The 16,836-nt window shown below is 68.8% G+C and carries 14 protein-coding genes; 4 read left to right on the top strand and 10 right to left on the bottom strand.

Annotated features, from left to right (window positions below):
• Positions 1 to 42 precede the first annotated feature (42 nt).
• Positions 43 to 2,847 (bottom strand): ATP-binding protein, encoded by a 2,805-nt coding sequence (locus tag AAW51_RS28025; RefSeq protein ID WP_053013460.1) that lies wholly within the window; start codon positions 2,845 to 2,847, stop codon positions 43 to 45.
• Positions 2,848 to 3,085: 238 nt separating this feature from the next.
• Between AAW51_RS28025 and AAW51_RS10035 the strand changes: the two genes are divergently transcribed.
• Together AAW51_RS10035 and AAW51_RS10030 are read left to right on the top strand one after the other, a co-directional pair.
• A complete protein-coding gene (locus tag AAW51_RS10035) occupies positions 3,086 to 3,631 on the top strand; it encodes an SRPBCC family protein (protein WP_047194508.1) in 546 nt (181 codons plus the stop codon).
• Entirely contained in the window at positions 3,628 to 4,797 is a 1,170-nt protein-coding gene (locus AAW51_RS10030) for a zinc-dependent alcohol dehydrogenase (protein ID WP_047194507.1), read from the top strand. Before AAW51_RS10035 ends, AAW51_RS10030 begins: the two co-directional genes overlap by 4 nt.
• 17 nt (positions 4,798 to 4,814) lie before the next feature.
• On the opposite strand, the gene AAW51_RS10025 is transcribed toward AAW51_RS10030, so the two are convergent.
• A complete protein-coding gene (locus tag AAW51_RS10025; protein WP_047194506.1) occupies positions 4,815 to 5,717 on the bottom strand; it encodes a LysR substrate-binding domain-containing protein in 903 nt (300 codons plus the stop codon).
• A gap of 101 nt (positions 5,718 to 5,818) precedes the next feature.
• Between AAW51_RS10025 and AAW51_RS10020 the strand changes: the two genes are divergently transcribed.
• Positions 5,819 to 6,091, top strand: a complete 273-nt coding sequence (locus tag AAW51_RS10020; protein ID WP_083438201.1) for a YjiS-like domain-containing protein — start codon at positions 5,819 to 5,821, stop codon at positions 6,089 to 6,091.
• Positions 6,092 to 6,100: 9 nt separating this feature from the next.
• Here the strand turns inward: AAW51_RS10020 and AAW51_RS31115 are convergent, their stop codons facing one another.
• From AAW51_RS31115 to AAW51_RS10005, 4 genes are all read right to left on the bottom strand, one after another.
• The gene (locus AAW51_RS31115; RefSeq protein ID WP_047194504.1) at positions 6,101 to 7,645 is read right to left on the bottom strand and encodes a methyl-accepting chemotaxis protein; all 1,545 of its coding nucleotides are present in this window, start codon (positions 7,643 to 7,645) and stop codon (positions 6,101 to 6,103) included.
• 228 nt (positions 7,646 to 7,873) lie between these two features.
• Complete coding sequence (locus AAW51_RS29850) at positions 7,874 to 8,083, bottom strand: hypothetical protein (RefSeq protein WP_157359751.1); 210 nt, start codon at positions 8,081 to 8,083, stop codon at positions 7,874 to 7,876.
• A gap of 209 nt (positions 8,084 to 8,292) precedes the next feature.
• Positions 8,293 to 8,712, bottom strand: coding sequence for a secondary thiamine-phosphate synthase enzyme YjbQ (locus tag AAW51_RS10010; protein WP_417903615.1), 420 nt, complete (start codon positions 8,710 to 8,712; stop codon positions 8,293 to 8,295).
• A 10-nt stretch (positions 8,713 to 8,722) separates the two neighbouring features.
• Positions 8,723 to 11,494, bottom strand: coding sequence for a DEAD/DEAH box helicase (locus AAW51_RS10005; RefSeq protein ID WP_083438679.1), 2,772 nt, complete (start codon positions 11,492 to 11,494; stop codon positions 8,723 to 8,725).
• A 258-nt stretch (positions 11,495 to 11,752) separates the two neighbouring features.
• Between AAW51_RS10005 and AAW51_RS10000 the strand changes: the two genes are divergently transcribed.
• Positions 11,753 to 12,847, top strand: coding sequence for an ATP-binding protein (locus tag AAW51_RS10000; protein WP_047194502.1), 1,095 nt, complete (start codon positions 11,753 to 11,755; stop codon positions 12,845 to 12,847).
• A gap of 558 nt (positions 12,848 to 13,405) precedes the next feature.
• On the opposite strand, the gene AAW51_RS09995 is transcribed toward AAW51_RS10000, so the two are convergent.
• The 4 genes from AAW51_RS09995 to AAW51_RS09980 form a co-directional block, all read right to left on the bottom strand.
• Positions 13,406 to 13,627 carry a hypothetical protein gene (locus AAW51_RS09995; protein WP_047194501.1) on the bottom strand — a complete coding sequence of 74 codons (222 nt, stop codon included), beginning with the start codon at positions 13,625 to 13,627 and terminating at the stop codon, positions 13,406 to 13,408.
• An 81-nt stretch (positions 13,628 to 13,708) separates the two neighbouring features.
• The gene (locus AAW51_RS09990; RefSeq protein ID WP_238947814.1) at positions 13,709 to 14,365 is read right to left on the bottom strand and encodes a hypothetical protein; all 657 of its coding nucleotides are present in this window, start codon (positions 14,363 to 14,365) and stop codon (positions 13,709 to 13,711) included.
• 65 nt (positions 14,366 to 14,430) lie between these two features.
• The gene (locus AAW51_RS09985; protein ID WP_238947813.1) at positions 14,431 to 15,882 is read right to left on the bottom strand and encodes a xylulokinase; all 1,452 of its coding nucleotides are present in this window, start codon (positions 15,880 to 15,882) and stop codon (positions 14,431 to 14,433) included.
• Positions 15,879 to 16,808, bottom strand: coding sequence for a carbohydrate kinase family protein (locus AAW51_RS09980; RefSeq protein ID WP_047194500.1), 930 nt, complete (start codon positions 16,806 to 16,808; stop codon positions 15,879 to 15,881). Before AAW51_RS09980 ends, AAW51_RS09985 begins: the two co-directional genes overlap by 4 nt.
• Between the last annotated feature and the right edge of the window lie 28 nt (positions 16,809 to 16,836).

Here is a 16,836-nt window from a genome sequence, read left to right as displayed (position 1 = left end):
CCTCGTGAGCGCCGTCCACCGATGCCGTGAGGCGCGCGCCGCTCAGCGCGCCTCGAGCACCTTCGCCACCGTCTGCCGCAATTGCGCGACGTCGAAAGGCTTCGGGATGCAGTCGGCCGCGCCTTGGCTGCAGGCCCAGGCGCGCGTCGATTCCTCGGCATCCGCGCTCACCACCACGATGGGCGGACAGGGCTGCGTGCTGCAATCCCTGAGCCTTTGCAGTGCTTCTTCGCCGGACATGTCCGGCAACCCGAGGTCCAGCAACACCAGGTCGATGTCCTCCCGCTCGAGGCTCTCGACCGCTTCCTGGCCGGTGCCGCAGGTCACCAGACGGACGTCCTTGTCGTGCGCGAACACGGCACGCATCACCTCGACGTTGACTTCGTTGTCCTCGACGTACATGACGCGGCCGCACAGTTCCCGGTCTTCCGGTCCGGGGACGGTCTCCTCGGGCACCACCGCGGCCGGCATCCGGGACTTGGGCAACCACAAGGTGAACGTCGAGCCCACGCCTTCCTGGCTCTTCACTTCGACGCTGCCGTGCATTTGCTCGGCCAATCGCCTCGAAATGACAAGGCCGATCCCCGTGCCGGACGTTCCCTTGCGCTCCTGGCCCAGGCGGTTGAAGGGTATGAACAACTGCCGCACCTGCTCCGGGCTCATGCCCATGCCGGTGTCCGATACGCCGATGCCCCACTGGTCCTCGCCTTCGATGACGCTGACCCGCACTTGCCCCGAGGGCCGGTTGTACTTGATGGCGTTGGTCAGGAAGTTGAGCAGGACCTGCTGCACCCGGGTCATGTCGCCCCGTACATAGGGCCGCGCATGCTCTCGTTGCCAAACGATGTCGATGCCACGTGCCCGCGCTTCAGGTTCGAGCAGCGCAAGCCCGTCCTCGATGACGGCATGAACGTCGACGGTGGAGGCCACCACGGCCTCGGTGCCGGCCTCTAGCCGGCCCAGCAGCAGGATGTCTTCGATCATCGCCAGCAAGTGCCACCCGGCTTGCTCGATGCGGGCCAGCTTTTCGTTGCGCACCGCCACCGGGTCTTGTGGCCGACCGCGTATCAGCTGGGCGAAACCGAGGATGGCGTTCAAGGGCGTTCGCAGCTCATGGCTCATTCGGGACACGAACTCGCCCTTGGCATGGCTCTCTTGCTCGGCGAGCGACTGGGCCAGTTCTGCCGACTGGAGCCGCCGCACGTCGGTGAGGTCGTGGAGGATGCAGACGATGTGCTGAGAACGCCCGCTCGATCGCGAGACGGCCAGCGTGGCCAGGACCTCCAGCGGCGGTGCGTCCGGCCGGACCAAGGTGACCTCCTGAACCGCCGGGGGCAACTCGGATTTCAATGCGGCGAGCATCCTGGCGCGCAGGGCGTCCACCTGGTCCGGCTGCACAAGCTCGGTGAGATGTCGGCGCAAGGCCTGCGACTCGCTCAAGCCGATCATGCGCGACGCCTCGTCATTGACCTGCTCCACCAGCCCCCCCGGACTTGCGTAGACGATGCCGACCCCGGCCGAGCGAAGGATGAAGCGCAGGCGCTCCTCGCGCTCGCTGAGTTCGGCGGTGCGCTCGTTGACCAGCTCTTTGACCCGCTGCGTGCGCCCGGTCATCACCAGCACGAAGGCAATCACGAAGATGCTGCCCGCCATCGCCAGCAGGTCGGCGGTGAACATCCCCGGCGACCGGTCGCGGGCGACGTATGCGGGGGGCGCAATCGCGCGCAGCAGCAGTCGGCGGCCCGCGAAATCGATCTCGGTCTCTCGCTGCAAGGACCGCCTCCCGACCTCGCGGCATCCGTCCGCGCCCCAAATAGGCTTGGGGGGTGCGACCTGTGCGTCGAAGAGGCACAGCCTGACGGGAGACCAGGATGCCGGGTTGCCGATGACCTGCAACGCTGGCACTTCCACGTGAATCGGCGGGTCACCGGGCAGCCGCAGCATGAAGTGGCTGGGCGAGAGGTCGACCGCCGCACGGTGGTCGCCATGCGGCACGGGCGCCGCAACGGAGTGGTCGAGCCGCACCGTGGCGCCGGCGGGCAGTTGCGGCAGCGCAAAGGCGCTCACCGCCTCCGGCAGCGCTTCGGGGCTGGTGCGCTCGCTCCATCGGCGCACCCCCTCGGCAACGGCCACCACGCGGCCCAACGCCGTTTTGATCGCGTCCGCTCGCTCCGTCACTTCTTTTTCGAACTTGCGGCTGAGCCGCTGCTTCTCCTGGTTCGTCACCACCGCTAGCGAGGCGCCCAGCAGCAACGACATCGAGAGCAAGGTGCCCACCACGGTGGGCGCCCGCGATCGCCAAAGGGAGCGGAACCGGCCGAACAGCGGCAGGAAGATGGGCGCCACCCACATGGCCCCGATGCTGTCCCCGACCCACCACTTGTAGAAGACGAACCAGACGTCGTCGGCCGCGATGCGCCCGTGCCACACCAGCGCCGGCACACCGATGGCAGGCGCAATCCAGCAGCTTGCAGGGCCTATCAGCGCGAGAAACGCGACCACCCGACCGCCCGAGTCCAGATACTCGGTCGGTCGCATGATGCGTCTCGCCAACCACCCACCCGCAGCCGCTTGAAGCGTCGCCCCCGCCGCAACCGCCGCTTCGAAGGCCAAGCTGTACTCGGCGGGTCCGAACGTTCCGCCCGTGATAGCGGTGAGCAGCAGTCGGCCTGCGAACACCCCCGGCAGGACTTTGAGGCCCCACACCAGTACGGCGCCCATCGCGACGCCCGTGGCGGGGAAGATCGGCGATGGAATCGCAAAGCGCAGTGACAGCAGCACCGTGGCGGCCCCCAGGACGCCATAGGTGACGGCAACAGCGGCGATGCGAATCAGGACTTGCTGCATGTCAGGGTCAGCGGGGACAAGGGGGCAACGGCAGTCAGTTGGAGAGGCGAGCAAACAGGGCTCCCAAGATGTCGGCTCCCGGGCACCCGGGACACGCGGGAAGGCGTGACGGCGGCCCTGTCACCTCGGTCCAAGAGCAGCCTCGTTCAGCCGTACAGCGGTGCCCACGGCGTGCACATGCAGGCCGGCCGGCACCCCTTTTGCCGGCGACTTCGTGCCTTCATTTCGGGAGCACAACATGGCATCCATTCCCACCGACGCCACGGCCAGGGTCCATCCCACCCATGCCCGGTGCGTCCGCAGAACCCTCACCATAGGCCGACCGGCGCTCGAACTGCACCGGCTCTGGCTCGAACCCGTGGCCCAGCAGACCGTCATGGCCCATCTGGCCGAAGTGTCCCTCGACGACCAGGGGCACTGGCAGTGGAAGGCCCATGTGCCGGTGGCGGGCGAACTCGAGTGGTCCTCGCAAGTGATCGAAGACCTGCCCGGCCACCGCATCGTGTGGCAGTCGCTGGAGGGCGCCGAGCTGCCCAATCGCGGTGAACTGGTGTTCCATTCGGCGCCGGCCGACTGGGGCACCGAGGTCACGCTGACCTGGCGCTTCGACCCCCCTGGCGGGAAGCTGGGCGACCTGGTGGCCAAGTGGCTGCATGCGCCCGAGGTGGCGGTGTCACTCGCCCTGCGGCGCTTCAAGAGCCTGGCCGAGACCGGCGAAGTGCCCAGCCTGGCCCACAACCCCGCGGCCCGCCGCGACCCTGACCCTTATGGAGCGTTTGAATGAGAGCCATCTGCTGGAACGGCGTCAACAAGCTCGCCGTCGAAACCGTGCCGGACCCGGTGCTGGTCAACCCCGGCGACGCCATCCTGAAAGTGCGCCTGAGCACGACCTGCGGGTCGGACCTGCACTTCATCGGCGGCTACCTGCCCACGATGCGGGAAGGCGATGTGATCGGCCATGAGTTCATGGGCGAGATCGTCGAAGTGGGCCGCGGCGTCCAGAAGCTCAGGCCGGGCGACCGCGTCGTGGTGCCGTCCTTCATCGGCTGTGGCCGCTGCTGGTACTGCGGCCGACAGCTCTGGTCGCTGTGCGACAACACCAACCCGCATCCCTACCTGCAGGAACCGCTGTTCGGCTACCCCACCGGCGGCATTTACGGCTACACCCACGCCTTCGGTGGCTACGCCGGCTCGCACGCCCAGTACATGCGGCTGGCGCATGCCGACGTCAACGCCTTCGTGGTGCCCGACGGCGTGTCCGACCTGCAGGCCTTGTTCCTGTCCGACGCAGTGCCCACCGGCTACATGGGCGCGGACTTCTGCAACATCTCGCCGGGCGATACGGTGGCGGTGTGGGGCTGTGGCGGCGTGGGGCTGATGGCGCAGAAGAGTGCGTTCCTGATGGGGGCCGAGCGTGTCATCGGCATCGACCGGTTTCCCGAACGCCTGCAACTGGCGCGCGAGAAGATCGGTTCAGAAACCATCGACTACAGCGCCACCGACAACGTGCTCGAGGTCCTCAAGGAGATGACCGGAGGACGCGGCCCCGACGCCTGCATCGATGCCGTGGGCATGGAAGCGCACGGCACCGGCCTCGAATACGCCTACGACCGCGTCAAGCAGGCCTTGCATCTGCAGACCGACCGGGGCGATGCGCTGCGCCAGGCCATCCTGGCATGCCGCAAGGGCGGCACGCTGTCCATCCTGGGTGTCTACGGCTTGATGGACAAGTTCCCGATCGGCACCGTGATCAACAAGGGGCTGACGGTGAAGACCGCGCAGCAGCACGGCCAGCGGTATGTGCCGCGTTTGCTGCAACACGCCCAGCGCGGTGAACTCGACGCGTCCTTCCTCGCCACCCACCTCTATCCGCTGGATGAAGGTCCGCGTGCCTACGAGATGTTCAAGAAGAAGGAAGACGGCATGGTGCGGGCGGTGTTCCAGCCCTGACACCCCGGGGGGCTCGCTCAGCCCGAGCGCAAGTGTCGGCGCCCCCGGCGCAACTCGTCCTTGAGCCAGACGCGCAAGGCCGCCAAAGGCGGCCAGTCACGCAAGGCCGGAGGGTAGACCAGGAAGTAGCGGTCGTTGCCGGCCGCCCTCAGGGCCAGGGGGTGCAGCCGCAGCAAACGGCCGTCGCGCAGGGCATCGGCGGCCAGCAACTCGCGCGCGAGCGCAATGCCGAGGTTTTGCTCGGCCGCCTGCAGCATCAGGCCCAGGTCGTTGAAGATCGCCACCGGCTTGATGCGTTGCCGCGGCAAACCGGCGGCGGCAAACCACTGCTCCCAAGGCCCCGGCTCGCCCAGCAGCGGCTCATGCACGAAGGCCTGCGCCTCCTGGCCCGCCAGCCGCTGCGCGGCCACCGGCGACCCCACCACGACCATCGGGCTGTCGGTCAAGGGCTCGGCCACCAAAGGGTCCCAGTCGCCACGACCTTGGCGCACCGCGGCATGGAAACCCTCGCGTTGCAAATCCATCACCTGCTGCGAAGCGTGGATCTCGATGGCGATGTCGGGATGCAGCGTACGCCAGCGCGCGATGCGCGGCATCAGCCACCGCTGCGCGAACGACGGCACGACCGTCAGTCGTACCCGCTGCTCGTGCCCGGTGGCCGCGGCGGCGGCGGCCTGCACGCCGAGTTCGAGTTGGCCGAGTGCCGCATCCACATGGGCGAACAAGGCCTGGCCGGCCGCGTTGAGCACGATCCGACGGCCGACGCGGGCGAACACCGCGAACCCCAGCTGATCTTCCAAGGTGCGGATCTGCTGGCTCACCGCGCTGTGCGTCAGGTGCAGTTCATCCGCCGCCGCCCGCAGGTTTTGCAGTCGCGCGGCGGCTCGAAAGGCATGCAATGTTTGCAGGGGCAAGCGCATGACTGGTAAGCATAACTTACCAATCTGGGAAGAACTTGTCGATTCCTCCCATGAGGCTGTAAATCTATGCTGACCACTGCCAACACCACTGCCGCCCCGCCATGTCTTCGCTGCCCTGCCCGTCCACCTCCCGGCGCGCGTCGCCGTCCTTCATCCGGCGCCGCCTCATCATGTGGTGGCGCAAGGCCGTCGCCGTCTGGTCACGCCACCGCGATGCGACTCGGCAGCGGCGGACGGTGTCGACGCTGGCCGAGCTGGATCCTCGCACCCTGCGTGATGTCGGCCTGCCGGAAGGCTTGCGCAGCGACGCCTTGGCGCACCGCGAAGCGCGCGACTTCTGGTCGGACCTGCCAGGCTCTGCCGGCCGATGGTGAGCGCCGTTTTCAGGCGACGCGAAACACCGACACCACCCGCGCCAGTTCGTCCGCCTGGTGTTTCAGACTTTCCGCTGCCGCCGCGCTTTCTTCGACCAGCGCCGCATTCTGTTGGGTGACCTGGTCGAGCTGCTGCACCGCATCCCCCACCTGCTCGATGCCGCTGCTCTGCTGCGCGGTCGCCGAGCTGATCTCCTCGATCAGGTCGCGCACCCGGCTCACCTGTTGGACGATGTTGTTGATCGACGCGCCTGCTTCGTTGACGAGGGCGGAACCACTTTCCACCTTCGTGACGCTGTCGCCGATCAGCACCTTGATCTCCTTCGCGGCCTGAGCCGAGCGTTGCGCGAGGCCGCGCACTTCGCCTGCCACGACGGCAAACCCGCGGCCCTGCTCGCCGGCTCGAGCAGCTTCCACGGCCGCATTGAGCGCGAGGATGTTGGTCTGGAACGCGATGCCGTCGATCACGCCGATGATGTCGGCAATCTTGTTCGAGGCCCGCGTGATGTCGTCCATCGTCGCCACCACCTGGCCCACCACACGCCCGCCTTCGGTGGCAGCGGCTGATGCGCCCTGCGCCAACCGGGTCGCTTCACGCGCGGTGTCGGCATTCTGTTTGACCGTCGCCGTCAGCTGTTCCATCGATGCGGCGGTCTGCTGCAGGTTGCTGGCCTGCTCCTCGGTGCGCTGGCTCAGGTCTTGATTCCCGCTGGCAATCTGCGTCGAACCGGTGGCGATGCAGTCGGAGCCGTTGCGCACCCGGGCCACGATGCCCACCAGCCCCTGGTTCATGCGCTGCAGCGCATTGAGCAGCTGCCCGGTCTCGTCGGTCGCATTGGTTTCGATGCGCTGTGTCAGGTCGCCTTGGGCCACCCGGTCGGTGATGCGCACTGCCATCGACAGCGGCCCGACGATGGAGCGCACCAGCCAGACACCGAAACCGCACGCCACCAGCAGTCCGAAGAAGACGGCCAGGCTACACACATTGCGCACCAGCTCGTAGTGAGCCTGCGCTTCCTGGCGCAGCGTCGCCGATTCGCTCAACTGCAGCTCGATGAGCTTGTCGCCCGCTTCGCGCGTCGGGAGATACAGCGTCGTGACCGGCCCGATCAACAGTTCGGTGGCCTTGGCAACGTCACCGGCCCGCAGGGCCGCCACTGTCGGCTTCACGCCGCCTTGCAGCATCTGCCCGCGCGCTTGGTCGAACTCACCCGCGAGGGCCTTTTCCGCCGGCGTCAGATAGGTGGCCAGGTACTGCTTCCACACCTGGTCGATCGTGGCCGCGTTGGCTTCGACCGTGCGCAGGTGCGCCGCCACCTTGTCCGCCGGCAGCACCAGGGCTTGCGCCAGCAGGGTCTGGTTGACGTTCAACAGGCGGATCACGCGGTCCAATTGACCCAGCGCGACGAGACGGTCGTCGTACATTGTCGCCATCGACTGGTTGGCGTCGCGCAGGCTGTAGATGCCGATGAAGGCGCCGACGGCCAACTGCACGGCGAGGAAACACAGCACAAAGATGAGCCGTGCCCTGATGCTCAGGTTCTTGATCAGCATGGGTCTTGCCGTCCTGACAGTAGAAAAATCGGGTTCGCTGCGGTGCACTGCGGCGACACGCAACGGCGAGACAAGCCGAGCCTCTGCGAGGTTAGCTCCGGACATTTCGGCCGATCAAGCGCCAACTTGAGCACAGCTTTCCGCCGCAGCACGCGGGCGTGGTGGCTGGCCCAGGGCGGAGGGGGTCGAACGGCCCCGTGATCGGGCTCGTGGCGCCCGCTTCCTTTATCACCCACAGGCGGCCGAGGCCTCGCGCACCTGCTCCAGCTTCACCAGCCGGGGACGCTGCGCTTCGTCCGCGGGCGCGCCCTTCAGCCGCTGCTGCGCGCCGTGCAACAGCGCACACGCTTCGCTGCGATCGCTCGACGCCGCGGCCCCCAGCCCTGCAGCATGGGCGCGTGCCATCAGCGCTTGCGCCAGCCGATCGGGGGCGTACATCGGCCCTCGGGCGCCTTGCGCAGCGCCAGCACCATGACGGCATCGAGATCGCCGCGCAGTTGGACACGCAGGTGGACGTCGGTCACCGCCTTGCTCGCGTGTCAACTACGCGCTTGCGTAGGAAGGAACCTTGCAGCCTGGCAGATCCCGATGCGGTGGCTGGCAGGTGGCGACATGCCCGCGTTGGACGCCCGACAGGGGACGCGGCCTCACGCCCCCATCAGATGCAACACCACCTCGCGCCGGTGTCCGCGGGTGCGGTGCTCGTAGAGGTACACGCCCTGCCAGGTGCCGAGCACCAACGCGCCTTGCACCACCGGGATCGCCAACTGCGTGGGCAACAGGGCGCAGCGCACATGGGCGGGCATGTCGTCCGGCCCTTCGGCGACGTGTTCGAACAAGGGGTCGCCGTCGGGCACCAGACGGGCGAAGTAGCGCTCCAGGTCGGCACGTACGTCCGGGTCGGCGTTTTCTTGGATCAGCAGGCTCGCCGAGGTATGGCGCACGAACACGGTCAGCAGCCCGGTGGTCACCCCTTGTGAGGCGAGCCAGTGGCGCAGCTGTGCGGTGATCTCGACCAAACCGCGGCCGCGGGTCTGCAGCTCGAGGTGGGTGGTGTGTTGGGTCAACATCGTCGCTTCAACTCAGAGGTGCCAGCAAGGCGTCGAGGTCTTCGGGGCTGAACTTCGGTGTCGTCGCGCCGTCGTGCCCGAGCACCTGTTCCGCCAGCGCCGACTTGCGCGCTTGCAGCTCCAGCAGACGCTCTTCGATGCTGCCCTCGACCACCAGCTTGTAGACGAACACCGGTTGTGACTGACCGATGCGGTGTGCCCGGTCGGTGGCCTGGCGTTCCACCGCCGGGTTCCACCACGGGTCGAGGTGGATGACGGTGTCGGCCGCGGTGAGGTTGAGCCCGACGCCCCCCGCCTTGAGACTCACCAACAGGATCGGCACCTGCTGCGACTGGAAGGCCTGCACCACGGCACCGCGCTCAGCCGTGGGCGTGTCGCCGGTGAGTGCCAGCCAGGGCAGCTGCAGGGCCTCGAGCTCGGGGCGCAACAGGTCGAGCATGCGGGTGAACTGCGAGAACACGAGCACGCGGCGGCCTTCGGCGACCAGGGCCGGCAGCATGTCGCGCAGCAACTCCAGCTTGGCCCGCTCCATCGTCTCGCCGGGGCCGGGCGGCCGGCGCAGCAGATAGGGGTCGCAGCAGACCTGCCGCAGTTTGAGCAATGCGTCGAGGATGGTGATCTGGGCACCGGCAAAGCCCTGGCGCTGCAGCGCACGCCGCACCAGTTCGTCGGCCGCCACCCGCACGCTCTCGTACAGCTCGCGCTGGCGGCCCTGCAGCCGCACGCGTCGGATCACCTCGGTCTTGGGCGGCAGCTCGGCCGCGACGTCCTGCTTGCGCCGTCGCAGGATGAAAGGACGCACGCGCTGCGCGAGCAGCTGCGCGCGCAGGGTCTCGCCGTTGGTCTCGATCGGCTTGCGCCACACGCGCGCGAAGGTGCGCGCGTCACCCAGAAAGCCGGGCAGCAGGAAATCGAAGTGCGCCCACAACTCGCCGAGGTGGTTCTCGAGCGGCGTGCCGGTCAGGCACAGCCGGTGGCGCGCCTTGAGTTGGCGCAGTGCCCGCGCCGTGCGGCTGCCCGCGTTCTTCACCATCTGCGCCTCGTCGAGGATGAGCAGATGAAAAGGCTGGCGCTGCAGCGCGCCGATGTCGCGCCACAGCAGCGGATAGGTGGTCAGCACCAGATCGTGCTGCGCCATGCGGCCGAAATCGCCGGCGCGATCCGGCCCCTGGAGGGTCAGCACCCGCAAGCCCGGGGCGACCCGGCGCGCCTCGGCCTGCCAGTTGAAGATCAGCGAGGTCGGCAGCACCACCAGGGCCGGCAGGTCGAGCCGCCCGGCCTGCTGTTCACACAGCAGGTGGGCCAGGGCCTGGGCCGTCTTGCCCAGGCCCATGTCGTCGGCCAGGATGCCGGCCAAGTGCTGCTCGCGCAGATATTGCAGCCACGCCAGGCCGTGCAGCTGATAGGGCCGCAAGGTCAGCCCAAGACCGGGCGGCGGCGCCACCGGTTGCGGGCTGGCTGCGGCCCGCAGCCGTGTCGCCAGGGCCCATAACCCGGCCTCGCCTTGCAGCTGCCACGCGCCATGCTCACCGGCCCGGGCCGCCTGGCTGTCGAGCAGGCTCAGACGCAAGGCATCGAGGCGCTGCGCGTCCCAGGCCGAGAGCCGCAGCGGCCCCTCGCCGCGCTGCGGGTCGGTGAGCAGTTCGACCATGGCGCCGACGATGGCCTTCAACGGTCCCGCCGGGGCCTCGATGCGCCGGCCGCCGGGCGCTCGCAGCAGGATCACGGCGTGGTCGTCGATGGCGGCGATCTCGCGCGCGTCGAGCCAGCGCGCGTCGCGCTTGAGCAAATCGGCCAACAGCGGCGCCAGGTCGAGCGAGCGGCCGTCCACCTCGATGCCGAGGGTCACCAGCCACGACCCCGCCCGCTCCGGCAGCCGCAGCGCCTGCACACCCCGGTCGCCGCGGCCGAGCGGTTCGGCCACCTCCTTGCCCAGCACGTCGCCCGTGTCCGGGCACACCACCAGGCACCACGCCTGGACCGGCACGCTCTCGTGGGCAAAGCCGGGGCGCACCACCACCGCCCAGCCGTGCGCCTGCAGCAGCGGCAGCCGCTCGGCCCAGAAATCACCGAAGGCGTCTTCCTGCACCAGCGTCCAGGCCGATCCGCGCCCCTCGGCAGCCGCCGGCGTTCGCCACTGGAACGCCTCGGCGGGGATCGGGACCAAGCCCGATGCCGACACGGCGTCCCGTGCGTCGGCCTCTGCGGGCAAGTCACGCTGCAACAGGTGCGGACGGCCCTGTGCGTCGTACACCGTCTGCCTGGCGGCGGGCCGGGTGTTGAGGATGCCGAGGGGGGCCGGGGTTTCCCAGCGCAGGCCGGTGTCGGTGGTGTAGGTCCAGTCGACCCAGGCCACCGTGACGCTGTCGCCTCGCGGACCGAGCGGGCCAGCCGGTTTGAGCCCCAGCAAGCCCTCGCCCCGCCCGAGGGTCTGCAGGGTCAGGCGCGGGCGGAACCGGGCGGGTGACGGCGCCGACGCGGGCGCAGCGTCGGGGGCCGCGTCGGGCTCGCGCTGGCCCGGTGGCGGGGCACCACGCGAGGGCTGCGGGCCGGCCGCAGGCGGGGGCGTCGCCGGGTGCTGGTCGTCACCCCCTCGCAGCAAGGCCGCGACGCGGGCCGCCTCGCTGCCAGTCAGGCCCACCAGGCCGCGCGAGACGTAGGGCCCGGCCTGCTGCCGCAAGGCGGCGACCCAGGCTTGCACGTCGCTGTCGCGATCGCCCGGTCGCACGGTGTTGTCGTCGGGCGGCCGGGGTTTGCGGCGGGGGCGGGCATCGTCCATGGTGCGTGATTGTGCGGCGCTCCTGCGGCCTTCGCAGCGCCGCCGGCCGCAAGGGGACGGGTACTCGCTTTGCTGTTCTTCTGCGAAGGCCGGCGCGCCTGGCGGCGCCTGCAGGCTGGGTGCGGCTGTCGCGACCCGGCCACGGCCGGCCGCGCGGCCGGCCGGCGAGCGCGCCCACGGCAGGACCGCCGGCACTGCGCAATTCGGGGTATTTCCATTGCTGTTGGAAATTTCCTTTCAGTGTGGAAAAATGAAGAAATGAGCCCCGACCCCTGGCGTCATCCCCGACCTGCTCTCGCCACGCACTACCTCGACCTGTTGGCCGACGCCCCGCGCCGCCCGCTGGCCGTGTTCGGCCCGCGCCAAATCGGCAAGACCTACTTTCTCACCCACGACCTGACCGAAGCCGCCGCCCAGCGCGGTTTGCGCCCGCTGTACGTCGACCTGTGGAGCCAGAGCGACCCGTTGGGGGCCATCAACACGGCGCTGGCCGCCTTGCTGCGCGGGCTCGCAGCCGAGCCGAGCCGCACCGCCGTGACCAAGGTGGGCGCGCTCGGCGTCAGCGTCGGCATCGCCCCCCTGCAGCCGCTGCCGCCCAACGCCGACCCTGCCGCCTGGCTGGCCAGCCAGTTCGCCGAGCTGCGCCGCCTCGACCCCAACCGTCCGGTGCTGCTGATGCTCGACGAGGCGCAGACACTGGGCCGCACCGCCACCGGCGATGCCGCCATGAAAGCCGTGCGCGCACTGTTCAACGTGCATCCGAATGGGCTGCTGCTGCTGCTCACCGGGTCGTCGCGTTCGCAGTTGTTGGCTTTGGTGGGCGACCACAGCAAGACGGCCTTCAAACTGGCGGCCCACATGGACTTCCCGCTGCTGGGGATGGAGTTCGTTGCCTTCGTCGCGCAGCGTTACCAAGCAGCCAGTGGCCGGCAGGTCGCGTTGCCCGACCTCGACTGGGCCTTCTCGCAGCTGCTGCAGCGGCCCGGCGAGATGATCGACTTCGTTCGCTACTGGATCACCGATGCCCCCGGGCAAACCGTGACCGAAGCCCTGCAACGCTTCAAGCGCGTCAACAGCCCCGACCTCGTGTTCGAAGACCTCTACGCCAAATGCTCGGCGATGCAACGTGCGGTGCTGCACGAGCTGGTGGGCGAGGCTCCCCAGCTGTTCGCCAAGGCCACGCGCGAGCGGATCGCTGCCGCGCTCGGGCTGCACGAGCCGGTCGCGCCCGCATCGGTGGCCAATGCCATCCAACAGCTGGAGACGTCCGGTGTGCTGGGCAAGGTCCAGCGGGGCCGCTATGCGTTCGAGGACGAAGGCTTCCGGGCTTGGCTCAAGTCGGCGGCCGGCTGACACACTCCATCGAGGGCTCGGCGCGCCGTTCATCCAGCGCACCAAGCCGGCCAGCCACCGACCCCAGCCTACCGGCCTGCATTCGCGAGCCAGAGGTCTAAGTGCAGCTACATCTTCTGTCCATCGCGCGAGGCTGGGCGGCAGACCACGCCCTTGGCCCGGACAGCGCCTGGGCGCACATGGGAGGTGACGAGGCAACCTCGGAGGCAACCTCGTTGTCGGCCGGCGGGTGATGGCCGGCGGGTGATGGCCGGCGGGTGATGAGAAGGCCCGTCGAACCAGGCAGTTGCGTCTGCCGTACGAGGCGTCGGCACGAGAGATGGTTACGCTGCCATGTAGGTCTTGCGTATCGGAACTACCGATGTGAGGACCTTCGCCTACCGGCAGCGGTGTCGCGTCCAGTGTCAGGGCGTCGACCCAGCCAAGGGTCGCGCCGACGGCGGTCCTCCAGCACCCTCTTGCCATGGGCTCGACTGTCTCCTGCCGGGCCCGTCGTGCAAGGTCATCACGGCCTTGCACATCATCAGATTCTCTGTTCTGACTTGAAGTCCCCGACCGTCAGTCCACTGCGCAGGTCTGCACGGCCGGGGGTGCCAGCTCGCGCCCCACCACGGCTCGTGCATACAGGTAGTTGGCCCGGGCTCTTTCGCTCAGTGCGTCGATGTCCACATGGCCTTCTGCATCGCAGGGAAAGGCATAGCCGCGCCCGGCATGGAACAGCGACTGGAAGCGCAGCTCATACTGGGCCGGTGGGGGTGCAAGCATCGTCAAGGTCGTCATGATGCAGCTCCTGTACGTACTCCTGTGTCTCGGTACGCATGCCACCCAGGGGCGGATGCGCGCGTCGCGTCTTTCGCTCACTCACAGATCGGCAACTTGCATACCCTCTCGGTGCGACCCGGCTGTGATGGCCCCATATTGGGCACCGTTGGGATGCACCGCCATCCCTAGTTCGGGGCGTATGCCCCCCCCTGAATCGGGCCCGGCAGAAGAGACGGCGGCCGAAGGGTCCGAGGCAGCCTGAGGCTCGGGCAGCTTTAACAACACCTCGACCACTTCGATGCACTGCCGGATGTGTTGCTCGCAGACGAGCTTCAAGGTCGAAAAGGTCAACGCCGCCGAGACGGCCTGCCCCGCCACGGGGACGAATTTGGCCGCCTGTTGGGTGGTGAGGCGCACGCCGACCAGCTTCAGCGTCTTGAGCACCACCTCACGCGTGACCACGCGACCGACGACGAAACCGCCCGCGGCCGTGATGGCTTTGTATGCATATACCCGCTTGTGCGGGCTCAAGCGCTCCACCTGCTCCGGTGTCAAGCCGAACGCCTGGTTGATGTCGCGAAACAATTGCACCAGAACGCCCACGTCGGTCAACCAGTCGAGCCCGGGCACCGGCAGCACGGCCACCCCCGCGGCCATCGCCGCACGCCGGGTGACCAAGCGACGACATTCGCGGGCCACCTGCTCGATCTCGACCGGTGAGGACGGCACCACCGTCGCAACGGGAGAACGCTTCATGGGTCATGCTGGCACGCCCCCATGGGCGGGTCAATTGCAGCGGAAGTAAGTGTCGCGTGCAGGCATCAGCGTATTGGGTGTAGCGCCAAATAACTGGCCCTGAACCGGGCGTAGTCGGCTTCGTGATCGGCTTGGTGGTCGGGCGCCGGTTGCACCACGGGGCCCGACAGCGCCGCCACCGGCGGCAAGGCCGCGGGGTCGAGCAGGCCGGCGGCCAAGGCGCCCAGCAAGGCAGCGCCGCGAGCCGAGGCGTTGGGCACCTCGGAGGGCCACAACGGGCACCCCAGCACGTCCGCCAGCAACTGGCGCCATGCGGGGTGAGCGGCACCCCCGCCGGCCAGCCGCAAGGCCGTCACGGCGTGGCCGCCGCCGCGCAATACATCGAGCCCCGCGCGCAGGGCGAACGCCACCCCGCGCAAGGCAGCATGCAGCAACCGGGGACGGTCATCGGAGCGCGCCAGGCCGACCCACGCGCCACGCGCTTGCGCGTCCATCCACGGTGTGCGCTCGCCGTTCAGATACGGCAGAAACAGCGCCTGCGACAGCCGTCGGTCGACGCCGAAGGCCTGTTCGTGAAACTGTTCCCAACTGAGGTCGAACAAGGCCCTGACCCATTCGAGTGCGGTGCCCGCGTTCTGCATCGCCGCCATCACGTACCATCCCGGCCCCCCTGCGCCCACCACCGCCCGATAGGCGTTGAGCTGTGGCGTCTTGGCAGGGCAGTCGCGCTGCATCACGATGATCTGGGCACCGCTGCCCACACTGAGCTGCGCCATGCCCGGCTCCACGAGACCGCTGCCGAAGGCCGCGGCGGCCGTGTCAGCAGCACCGGTCGCGACCGTCACGCCGGCCGGCAGCCCGAGGGCGTCGGCAGCGTCGCGGCGCAAGGTTCCCGCTGCGTCGGCCGAAGCGCGCACGGGCGGGAACAGATGGGGGCCCAGGCCCAGGTCGCAGATCAGGTCCATGTCCCATTCGCCGTCCGGTGTCGACAGCAGACTGCCGCTGACGTCGCTGGGGTCGCTGGCAGCGGTCCCCACCATCTGCCACCGCAGCCAGTCCTTGGGCAGCAGCGCCCAGCGCGCGCGTGCCAGCGCGCCGGGCTCATGTCGGGCGAGCCACAGCAACAACGGCCCCATCATGCCGGGCGTGAGCGGGTTGGCGAGGCGCTCGCGATGGACATCGTGGTAGGCACCCAGCTCGGCGCCGGCGCGCTGGTCCGGCCACAACAGGGCCGGCCGGACCGCTTGGCCATCAACGGCCGTCAGCACCACGCCGTGCATCTGCCCGGACAGGCCGATCGAAGGCACCCTGGCCCTCAACGGCGCTGGCAGCTCACGGGTACAGCGACAAACAGCCTGCCACCAGCTCACCGGCTCGGTCTCGGCCCAACCGGGCGCCCGCGACAACACCTCGTAGCCAGCCGAGGCCTCTGCGAGGACGGTGCCAGCCGGCGAGACGATGGCGGCCTTGGCCGAGCCGGTGCCGAGATCGAGGCCCAACCACAAGGGCTCGTTCATCCGGTCACCTCCTCGCGACGCGGCAGGTCGGCGCCGCGGCGACCGCAGGTGATCGCCGCCGCACGCCCAGCGAAGGTCAGCGCACCCCGCAACTGGTCCGCCGTCAGCGCGTCGAGTCCTTGCGGCGACAGCAAGCCCTGCTCGTCGAGCCAGGTCAGCAAGGCGGCCTGGAAGGTGTCGCCGGCCCCGACGGTGTCGACCACCTCCACCCGTGGCGCGGCCTCGCTCACCTGGTCGCCCCGGGTCCAGGCCTGGCAACCCTCGGCGCCCCTCGTGACGATGACGAGACGCACGCCGGCAGCGAGCCAGCGGCTGGCCAGCTGGTCCGCCGACGCGCCGGGGTAGAGCAAGCCGAGGTCTTCGTCGCTGATCTTCAGCAGGTGGGTCGACGCGAGCATGTCGTCGACCACGGCCTGCCAACGTGCGATGTCGGGCTCGACATTGAGCCGCACGTTGGGGTCGTAGGCCACGACGCAGCGCTGCCGCTCGCGCGCGGCGAGCGAGCGCAGTGTGCTGCCGACCGGCTCCACCACCATCGCATACGAGCCGAACTGCAGCACCCGGGTGTCGGCAGGCAGCGAAGGCAGGCTGCCGGGCATCAGCTGACGGTCCGCAGCGCCATGGCCATGAAAGGCGTACTGCGGCACACCCTGGGCGTTGAGGCCGACCACGCTGAGGGTGGTCGGCGCATCAGAGCGCACCACCCGGGAGGTCGATACGCCCTCCTCGGCCAGCGCTTGCAGCAGACGTTCGCCGAAGGCATCGGTGGACATACCGCCCAGAAAGGCGACCTCGCGCCCGAGCCGCGCAAGGCCCACGGCGACGTTGAAGGGCGAGCCGCCCACCCGAGCGTCGAGCAGCAGGCCCGCGGCCGTGCGCTGCTCGCTGTAAACGTCCATCAAGGCTTCGCCACACACCACGAACATGAAAGGCTCCTATGAGAACGATTTGATG

The sequence above is a fragment of the Caldimonas brevitalea genome, from assembly GCF_001017435.1.
GTDB lineage: Bacteria > Pseudomonadota > Gammaproteobacteria > Burkholderiales > Burkholderiaceae_C > Caldimonas > Caldimonas brevitalea.
The sequence above is the reverse complement of the archived record's forward strand: the minus strand, read 5'-3'. Positions and strand labels throughout refer to the sequence as shown.

What these genes read in the sequence shown, in the direction of transcription:
- AAW51_RS28025 (WP_053013460.1), bottom strand. Translation starts at nt 2,847, where the DNA reads ATGCAGCAAGTCCTGATTCGCATCGCCGCTGTTGCCGTCACCTATGGC.
- AAW51_RS10035 (WP_047194508.1), top strand. Translation starts at nt 3,086, where the DNA reads ATGGCATCCATTCCCACCGACGCCACGGCCAGGGTCCATCCCACCCAT.
- AAW51_RS10030 (WP_047194507.1), top strand. Translation starts at nt 3,628, where the DNA reads ATGAGAGCCATCTGCTGGAACGGCGTCAACAAGCTCGCCGTCGAAACC.
- AAW51_RS10025 (WP_047194506.1), bottom strand. Translation starts at nt 5,717, where the DNA reads ATGCGCTTGCCCCTGCAAACATTGCATGCCTTTCGAGCCGCCGCGCGA.
- AAW51_RS10020 (WP_083438201.1), top strand. Translation starts at nt 5,819, where the DNA reads ATGTCTTCGCTGCCCTGCCCGTCCACCTCCCGGCGCGCGTCGCCGTCC.
- AAW51_RS31115 (WP_047194504.1), bottom strand. Translation starts at nt 7,645, where the DNA reads ATGCTGATCAAGAACCTGAGCATCAGGGCACGGCTCATCTTTGTGCTG.
- AAW51_RS29850 (WP_157359751.1), bottom strand. Translation starts at nt 8,083, where the DNA reads ATGTACGCCCCCGATCGGCTGGCGCAAGCGCTGATGGCACGCGCCCAT.
- AAW51_RS10005 (WP_083438679.1), bottom strand. Translation starts at nt 11,494, where the DNA reads ATGGACGATGCCCGCCCCCGCCGCAAACCCCGGCCGCCCGACGACAAC.
- AAW51_RS10000 (WP_047194502.1), top strand. Translation starts at nt 11,753, where the DNA reads ATGAGCCCCGACCCCTGGCGTCATCCCCGACCTGCTCTCGCCACGCAC.
- AAW51_RS09995 (WP_047194501.1), bottom strand. Translation starts at nt 13,627, where the DNA reads ATGACGACCTTGACGATGCTTGCACCCCCACCGGCCCAGTATGAGCTG.
- AAW51_RS09990 (WP_238947814.1), bottom strand. Translation starts at nt 14,365, where the DNA reads ATGAAGCGTTCTCCCGTTGCGACGGTGGTGCCGTCCTCACCGGTCGAG.
- AAW51_RS09985 (WP_238947813.1), bottom strand. Translation starts at nt 15,882, where the DNA reads ATGAACGAGCCCTTGTGGTTGGGCCTCGATCTCGGCACCGGCTCGGCC.
- AAW51_RS09980 (WP_047194500.1), bottom strand. Translation starts at nt 16,808, where the DNA reads ATGTTCGTGGTGTGTGGCGAAGCCTTGATGGACGTTTACAGCGAGCAG.